General features: G+C 54.4%; 6 protein-coding genes and 1 pseudogene. 5 read left to right on the plus strand and 2 right to left on the minus strand.

Annotated features, from left to right (window positions below; translation table 11 throughout):
* Together PHQ58_RS22715 and PHQ58_RS22720 are read left to right on the plus strand one after the other, a co-directional pair.
* Positions 1–1,910, plus strand: a 1,910-nt coding sequence (locus tag PHQ58_RS22715) for a type IV secretory system conjugative DNA transfer family protein (RefSeq protein WP_300115998.1), incomplete at its 5' end; no start/stop codon positions are given.
* 19 nt (positions 1,911–1,929) lie between these two features.
* Positions 1,930–2,454 (plus strand): S26 family signal peptidase, encoded by a 525-nt coding sequence (locus PHQ58_RS22720; protein ID WP_300116000.1) that lies wholly within the window; start codon positions 1,930–1,932, stop codon positions 2,452–2,454.
* 314 nt (positions 2,455–2,768) lie between these two features.
* On the opposite strand, the gene PHQ58_RS22725 is transcribed toward PHQ58_RS22720, so the two are convergent.
* Complete coding sequence (locus tag PHQ58_RS22725) at positions 2,769–4,199, minus strand: multicopper oxidase family protein (protein WP_300116001.1); 1,431 nt, start codon at positions 4,197–4,199, stop codon at positions 2,769–2,771.
* A 137-nt stretch (positions 4,200–4,336) separates the two neighbouring features.
* Positions 4,337–4,807 carry a DUF411 domain-containing protein gene (locus PHQ58_RS22730; protein WP_300116003.1) on the minus strand — a complete coding sequence of 157 codons (471 nt, stop codon included), beginning with the start codon at positions 4,805–4,807 and terminating at the stop codon, positions 4,337–4,339.
* 496 nt (positions 4,808–5,303) lie between these two features.
* On the opposite strand from PHQ58_RS22730, the gene PHQ58_RS22735 reads away from it, so the two are divergent.
* The 3 genes and pseudogenes from PHQ58_RS22735 to PHQ58_RS22745 all read left to right on the plus strand — a co-directional run.
* Positions 5,304–5,987: a heavy metal response regulator transcription factor gene (locus PHQ58_RS22735; protein ID WP_300116004.1), complete on the plus strand. Its 684-nt coding sequence runs from the start codon at positions 5,304–5,306 to the stop codon at positions 5,985–5,987.
* Positions 5,984–7,360 carry a heavy metal sensor histidine kinase gene (locus PHQ58_RS22740; protein ID WP_300116006.1) on the plus strand — a complete coding sequence of 459 codons (1,377 nt, stop codon included), beginning with the start codon at positions 5,984–5,986 and terminating at the stop codon, positions 7,358–7,360. Before PHQ58_RS22735 ends, PHQ58_RS22740 begins: the two co-directional genes overlap by 4 nt.
* A gap of 113 nt (positions 7,361–7,473) precedes the next feature.
* Positions 7,474–7,837 (plus strand): annotated as a pseudogene (locus PHQ58_RS22745) (hypothetical protein); the annotation flags it as partial.

Below are 7,837 nucleotides of genomic sequence, written 5' to 3' on the forward strand. Positions count from 1 at the left end.
CCTTTCTGATCTTTGGCTTGGTCACCGCGCTGACCTTCGTGCTCGTGACACAGTACACCGCCTGGCAGTTTCGTTTTCACCCGACACTCGGAACGCCCGCCGCGATGCTTGGCCAGACACGGATTTACTGGCCTTGGGACATCCTGAACTGGATATTTCGCTACTTCCGTCCAGACTCGTCGCCGGATGTGCTGTCAGTCATCAAGACGGCTCAAGTGATGCTGGCTGCTGGTGCAATGACTGCCATTGTTTTCCCCGTGGCTTACGTTTTCCGGAGAACTCGCAAGCTGAAAGACGAGCGCAACGACTTGCACGGTTCAGCCCATTGGGCCGTGGCAGACGAAATCGAAGCGGCTGGGATATTGCCAACACCGGCCAACGTTGGCGGTGTGATGCTGGGTGCAGTTGACATTCCTGTCAAAAATTCTGGCTTCAACCCGTTTGGTGCAACAGCCAAAACGGTCTATTTGCGTCATAGCGGTCCGGAACACATTCTGGTGTTCGCTCCGACGCGTTCAGGCAAAGGTGTTGGTATCGTGGTGCCGACACTGTTGTCCTGGTCAGAATCAGTGCTGGTACATGACATCAAGGGAGAAAACTGGGCACTGACTTCCGGCTTTCGTGAGAGGGTCTTGAAGCAACGGTGCCTGCGGTTTTCGCCATCAGAAACGGATTCGGCACGCTTCAATCCATTGTCCGAAATTCGGCTTGACGACAACCTGGTGAAGGACGTGCAAAACGTCTCGACCATGATTGTTGACCCCGACGGGAAAGGTCTGCAGGACCATTGGGCCAAAACCGGCTTTGACCTCATGACCGGTGTCATCATTTTCGTGCTGGTGTCCGATGAACTGGCGGATGCACAGCGGAATTTGTCAACCGTGCAAGCCATTTTGTCGGACGGGGGGCCGGTGCGCGAGCTGGCTGAGCGACTGGCTGCAGATAAAGACACCAATGCCGATGAAAAAGCCAAAATTGCAGAGGGTTTTCGGGCGGTGATGGAATACATCCGGGACATCGGCTACGAAAGTATCGGTGCGGGTCACTGCACCGATGTGGAACTGGTCGCCTGGAAAACCGCCTCGCAAGCGGCGCAATCGTTTCTGAACAAGGCCTCCAACGAAGCCTCTGGCGTGCTGTCAACGGCCCTGTCATTCCTGTCCCTGTACCGTGATCCGATTGTGGCGGCCAACACCAGTACCTCGGACTTCACGATCGAGTCACTGATGCAGCGCAGGACCAGCCTGTACTTGGTCGTGCCACCCTCAGACAAAGACCGCCTGAAGCCACTTTTAAGGCTTGTCATCAATCAGGTGGTGCGTCGCCTGACTGAGAAAATGGAGTTTGACGAAACCGGCGCTTCCAAGTCGCGGTTCCCGCACAAGATGCTGCTACTAATTGACGAATTTCCGGCGCTGGGCAAACTTGAGATTTTTGAAGAGGCCCTGGCATTTATCGCTGGCTACGGACTCAAGGCCTTGTTGATCACGCAAGACCTGTCCCAGTTGACAAAGGCCTACTCAAGAGACGAATCCATCCTGTCGAATTGCCACATCCGGATTGCCTTCGCGCCCAACAAAATCGAGACGGCTGAGCTGCTCTCCAAAATGAGCGGCGCCTCCACGGTTGCCCACACCCAAAGAAATTTCTCGGGCTCACGCTTGAGCGTGGTGCTGAACAATGTCAGCACGAATGAACAGTTGAGCCAGCGGCCCTTACTGACACCGGATGAAACCATGCGCCTCCCTCCGGCCGATGAACTGGTGTTTGTGGCTGGTCACGCGCCAATTTACTGCCAAAAAATCATTTATTACAAGGATTCAGCACTGGTTCAAAGACAGATGCTGGGCGCTGCAAAACTGATTGGAAATTCAGTGATTGACTCGCGGGTAAAAGGCCTCCAAAGCTGACAGACAGAACGCTTGAAGCATGAAAGCCAAACAACTGAACCTCGTACCGCTTTATGTGACGCTGCTTGTATTGTCAGCGGTGGCAACTTTTGCCATCGTTGGAAAATCTTTTGGCATCGTTTTGAATGTGACCGACTCAATGCCTGAAATGGTCTACAAAATAGGCCATGGTGAAAAGGGAAGCATGGCCAGCTTCTGCTCGCCGACATCCCATGCGTCCATCGGTCGTGGCTCGTGCCCTGATGGCAGCATGCCCTTGATCAAACGCGTGGTGGGAGTGGCTGGTGATCTTGTGACGGCAACGGATGCTGGTATTGACATCAATGGGCAGTCAGTGTCGAATTCAAGGCCGCTTGACCTGGACACCAAGGAAAGCGCCCTTCCCCATCTGCGCGGATCGTTTCGCCTCAAACAAGGAGATATCTGGGCTGCTGGTGATCACCCGAACAGCTTTGATTCGCGGTATTTCGGGCCTGTGAAATTTCCAAGGGACGACCACCACAACAGGACACGCAAATCCTCGTCCGGTTTTGTCGAACAGTGATCGGCTTGCTGCGCGCGCGTGTCACGCCGGGCGGAATGCGTAATCCGACAAAAAATGCCAGCCATTCCGATCCAACGAAACCACGGACTCTGGTGTTAGCGCTGCCAGTCATTCGAATTCAAAACTGCAACCTGTGCGTGCTCACACTGGCGAAAACCGGAACCTAGGTCAGCTCCAGACACGAAAGCGACATTCGGCTTTCCGAAATGCTCGCTCCAAACCTGACATTGGCAAGTGAACATCACAATCACGCCAGCGATCACCGCTGACGCAATCGAAGAGTGTCGGGATGCTTGACGCTATCGATTTCGAACTTACACCACTTTGACTTGCCCCATCATGCCCGCATTTTCATGTTCCAGAATATGACAATGGAACATGCGCAGGCCTTTTTGAGACTGCACCATCTTTAACCGAACGATTTCTCCCGATTTGACATTCGCCATATCGCGCCATGCCCGATAAGGCCCTTTTGTCACCTTGCCATCAACTTCACTCTCAATCACCTGAAATTGCGTGCCATGAATGTGAAACGGGTGATCCATGTCCGACTTATTGACGATTTCCCACATCTCGACTTCATTGATGTTGCTGACAAAGTCAACGCGTTTCATGTCAAAGCTTTTGCCGTTCACCAGAAACTTCATGCTGTGCATGCCACCCGCCATAGACATGCTTTCTGAGAAGACCACGCGCTTTTGAGCTTTCACGGGGCCTAGGTCATCGATGCGCCGCAGTCGCGCAGGTAGTGCCACAAGCCCCTTGGGTCGGGCGTTTGTGAAGTCCACCTTCATCAAGGTAATTGCCTGATCTGGGGCAAAGGCGCCCATCTTGCCACGCTCAACAGGCTCAGTCACGAGGCTGACTATCCCACCATTAGCTGGAGCATCAACAATCACTTCAACTCGCTCGGCAGGTGCCAGTAGCAACTCTGTCATGCCAGTCACCGGTGACTGCAGCAAGCCACCATCGGTGCCGACCAGTGTGAACACCGCTCCAGGCAGATTTAGCCTGAGGTAGCGGGCACTGTTGGCATTCCAGATCCGCCAGCGTTCACGTCCTCTGGCATCAAACGACATGACAGGTTGAAACTGGGCGTTAACCAGCACGAACTGTCCTTCACGACCGTTCATTACGTCATTCATGTCGTTGTCAGCTATACGACCATCCGAATTGAGCTTGATGTCAGAAAAAACGACGTGCCGCTCGGGGATGGAGGCAAGGGGATCATTTTTGGCGCGCACGATGAACAATCCCGCCAGACCACGGGACACCTGCTCAGCAGTAAAGCCGTGCGGATGAGGGTGATACCAATACGTGCCTGCGCAATCGAGGGGTAGCGTAAAACGGTAAAGACGACGGCCTCCTGCAACGACAGCGTCATGAGGATTGCCGTCCTGGTCGGATGGAACGGGTAGTCCGTGCCAGTGGATGGTGCTTGGTTGGGGCAAATCGTTGATGAATTCAATTTCTACCGTGTCCCCCTCCATGACTTCAATGAGCGGGCCGGGCAGGGTCGCGTTGTATGCCCACACGTCAGTTTTTGTTCCATCTTTCATCAATCCAACGCTGACTGGTGCAGCGCGTAAGGTGGCGCGAAACACACCTGCTTCCTGGCTGGTGTTTGTCAGTTTCACCAAGCTGGCCAATGATGCGCCGGTGCCGATTCTGTCCAAACCAGCGAGGGCCGCGGCGGCGCTGCTCATGCCACCCATGCCTGCCATCCCGCCCATGTTGTTCATCATGCCAGTCATGCTTCCCTGTGCCAGGGCAGTGCCAACCCATGGCAACACGGAAAGAGCGCCCACAAAGGCGCGGCGGGTAGTTTTTGTGGTTTGTAGTTGCATCGTGAAAGAGTTCCGTTATTACTGGTAAAACAAGCTCAGTGGTTTTGAAAAATGCTTGAACTGCCGTCGCGCTGGACCAGAAGAGTGGCGTACGGATCTTTTCGGCCACCATAGGCTGGGCCGTCCATGCCAGGCGAGCCAATTGGCATTCCTGGCACGGTCAGGCCGGCCGCTTTGGGCCGTTCCTTCAGCAATCGACGCACGTCGCTTGCCGGCACATGGCCTTCAAGTGCATACCCCTTGACCAGTGCCGTGTGACACGAGCCCAGTTGAGCCGGTATCCCCACACTGGCACGTTTGGCCGCCTTTTCGGCTTCGCTCACATCGTGCGTGATCACATGAAAGCCGTTGGCTTGCATGTGCGCCACCCAGTCATGACAACAGCCACAACTGACCGTTTTCCAGACCTCTACCGTGGGCTCGGTTTTGGCCTGAACACTTGCGCTCAACAGGGACGCACTTGCCAGCATCACACTGGCGGTTTGCAGGAAATATCGACGTTGCATGATTCATTTACCTCGGGATATGGGTGAACAAGAATGTCCACAGGTGATGGCTCGAAAGCACAACACATTGCTCTTTCGCCCAATCGACATGAACCGATCGAGTATCCGCGCACGATGCTGACAGATGGCTGATGCAAAAATTACAAATTCGTCATCATGGATGAGCATCTGATTGCAATTGATTTCAAGGCAGGAGTTCAAACCGATGTCTGAGTATGAAACTGACAGAAATGTCATGTTCGTGTCACCTTCGCGTTGCCCAGGTGTCCTTATGCTCAAGACCAAGATGGCCCGCGACTTTTCTTGATTAAGGTGCCCAAGTCACGTCGTGATTTTTTCTCTGCACGTCAGTGAAGAAGGCTGGTTGCTGTCGCTAGTGAATGCTGCGATTGACATAGACCTGGGCACCGCACGCAGCGAGTGTTTCATTAGCAAACTACCGCGGCGGACATTGCCGCCAACAGCGAGCTGCAAATTACCTTGAGAGGAAGATGCCATGAGAATTCTCTTGGTCGAGGACGAACCCAAATCCGGTGATTACCTAAAACAGGGTCTGACAGAGGCAGGTTTCAACGTGGATCTGGCGCGTGACGGCGTCGATGGATTGCACCTTGCGTTGACCGAAAATTACGAACTCGCCATTTTGGATGTCATGTTGCCTGGCAAGGACGGTTGGGCCGTTCTGGGCGACATTCGCCGCGCCGGCAAGGATATGCCGGTGATGTTTCTAACAGCGCGCGATGCGGTGGATGATCGGGTCAAGGGTCTAGAACTCGGGGCAGACGACTACCTGGTCAAGCCGTTTGCATTTTCAGAGCTCTTGGCGCGGGTTCGCACATTGCTCCGACGTGGGAGCAAGTCAAGTACCACTGAGACCTTTCAAGTGGCCGATCTGGAGCTCGACCTGCTTCGCCGGCGCGTCGTACGGGCGGGCCATCGTATTGACCTCACGTCCAAGGAGTTTGCCCTGCTGGAGCTGTTGATGCGGCGCCAGGGGGAGGTATTGCCACGCTCGCTAATAGCGTCACAAGTATGGGACATGAATTTCGACTCTGACACAAACGTGATCGAGGTCGCCATACGCCGCCTTCGGGCGAAGGTGGACGACGCGTTCGAGTGCAAGCTGATCCGCACCGTGCGCGGCATGGGCTACGTGATAGAGGCGGATACGGCTTTATGAGACGACGTCTATCACTGACCGCACGCATTACGCTGATGTTTGCAGCGATGTCGGCAGTGCTTTTGCTGGGCTTTGCCACTTTGTTCACCAACGCCCTAGAGCGCCACTTCGTTGAGCTTGATCGCGAGGAACTTGACGGCAAGTTGCAGCTTGTTAGAAATAAGGTGAAGCGCGTGGATAGCCCTCAGGGTCTTTCGGGTTTGCCTGAGCAGATAAGCGATGCCTTTGTTGGGCATTCCAACGTGCTGTTCACACTGTTTGGGCCGGATGGAACCGTGCTGCTTGCGAAGGACGCCGTAGCGTTCCCCTTGAACTATTTGAAGCAGACGGGCATGTTTGAGTGGCAACACGACACGCATCGGTATCGTGGAATTACCAGCATGATGACGACCGGAGGGTCGCAGAGCGTTCAACTGTCCATCGCCATTGCAATTGATACCGCAACGCACGCTCATTTTCTGGGGCTGTTGCAAGACCTGCTTCTGACGTTCGTGGCAGGTGCCACTTTGCTGAGTGGACTTCTTGGTTGGGTAGTCGCACGAAAGGGACTTGCGCCGTTAAGACTGATGAAAGATCAGGCAGCAAGTGTCACCGCAGGCAAGCTTGATCTGCGTCTATCAGCTGACTCGGTACCAGTAGAAATGGCAGATCTGGCGACAACGTTCAATCAAATGCTCGAGCGCCTGGAGCAGGCATTTCAGCGGCTTTCGGAGTTCTCGTCGGACCTCGCACATGAACTGCGCACTCCCATCAATAACGTGATGATGCAAACGCAAGTAGCTCTATCGCAGTTGCGAGGTGCGGAAGAATATCGTGACATCCTGGCCTCCAACGCTGAAGAGTTCGAGCGACTAGCGCGCATGTTGTCGGACATGCTGATCCTGGCAAAAGCTGATCATGATCTGATGTTGCCGTCGCGCGGAGAGGTCAATTTGTCGGACGAAATTAAGGCATTGTTTGATTTTTATGAAGCGTTAGCCGAGGAGAACCACATCGGTCTGTCCTGCAAAGGAACGGCAACATTAACAGGCGATCGCCTGATGATTCGTCGAGCGCTCAGTAACTTGCTGTCGAATGCACTGCGCCATACCCCCGCAGGCGGTCATATCAGTTTCACCGTCAATGAGACACCGTCAGGGATCGCTGTGACGGTTGGGAATCCGGGCGAACCTATCGCACCTGACCAATTACCCAAGCTATTTGAGCGCTTCTATCGAACCGACAGTGCTCGAACACGCAATGATTCACTGGGTACTGGTCTGGGGTTGGCGATTGTGAAAGCCATCGTTGCCGCTCATGGTGGCAACGTCTCTGTCGAGTCAGACAGCCAGGGAACTCGCTTCATTATGCAGTTCCCAAAGCCCCATCACTAAAGCTCAGATTGGCAAGCTGAAGCGCAGATTACACCAATGTAATCGAGGGGTCAGCTTGGTGTCGGGGGCGAGGGATCACACTGAACGACATCTTTAACAACAAGGAGTAAACCATGAAGATCGCCAACAAAAATCTGATCGCCCTGGCATTGGCAGGCGCTCTGGCCACACCATTTGCCATTCTGGCTGCCGAGTCGACCAATCCGCTGCCAACGCCCCAGATGCAAGCCCAAATGCAAACACGCTTGCAGGCCATGCAGGTCCGAATGCAGGCGTTGCAGGCCACCACAGATCCGCAGGTGCGCATGACGTTAATGCAGGCACAGTTGAACGATATGCAAACCCAGATGCACGACATGGGCGCGGTTGGTCCAATGATGTCTGGAGGCGCGATGGGCCAAACTGGTACGGGAATGATGGGTACTGGCCAGGGCAATATGGGAAGCGGCGCCATGGGCGGTGCCCAAGGGTCAATGG

The sequence above is a fragment of the Rhodoferax sp. genome, assembly GCF_028688795.1.
Taxonomy (GTDB): domain Bacteria; phylum Pseudomonadota; class Gammaproteobacteria; order Burkholderiales; family Burkholderiaceae_C; genus Rhodoferax.

Bases quoted from the DNA above. Each gene is read 5' to 3' on its own strand.
- PHQ58_RS22735 (WP_300116004.1), top strand. From the start codon at position 5,304: ATGAGAATTCTCTTGGTCGAGGACGAACCCAAATCCGGTGATTACCTA.
- PHQ58_RS22740 (WP_300116006.1), top strand. From the start codon at position 5,984: ATGAGACGACGTCTATCACTGACCGCACGCATTACGCTGATGTTTGCA.
- PHQ58_RS22725 (WP_300116001.1), bottom strand. From the start codon at position 4,199: ATGATGAACAACATGGGCGGGATGGCAGGCATGGGTGGCATGAGCAGC.
- PHQ58_RS22720 (WP_300116000.1), top strand. From the start codon at position 1,930: ATGAAAGCCAAACAACTGAACCTCGTACCGCTTTATGTGACGCTGCTT.
- PHQ58_RS22730 (WP_300116003.1), bottom strand. From the start codon at position 4,807: ATGCAACGTCGATATTTCCTGCAAACCGCCAGTGTGATGCTGGCAAGT.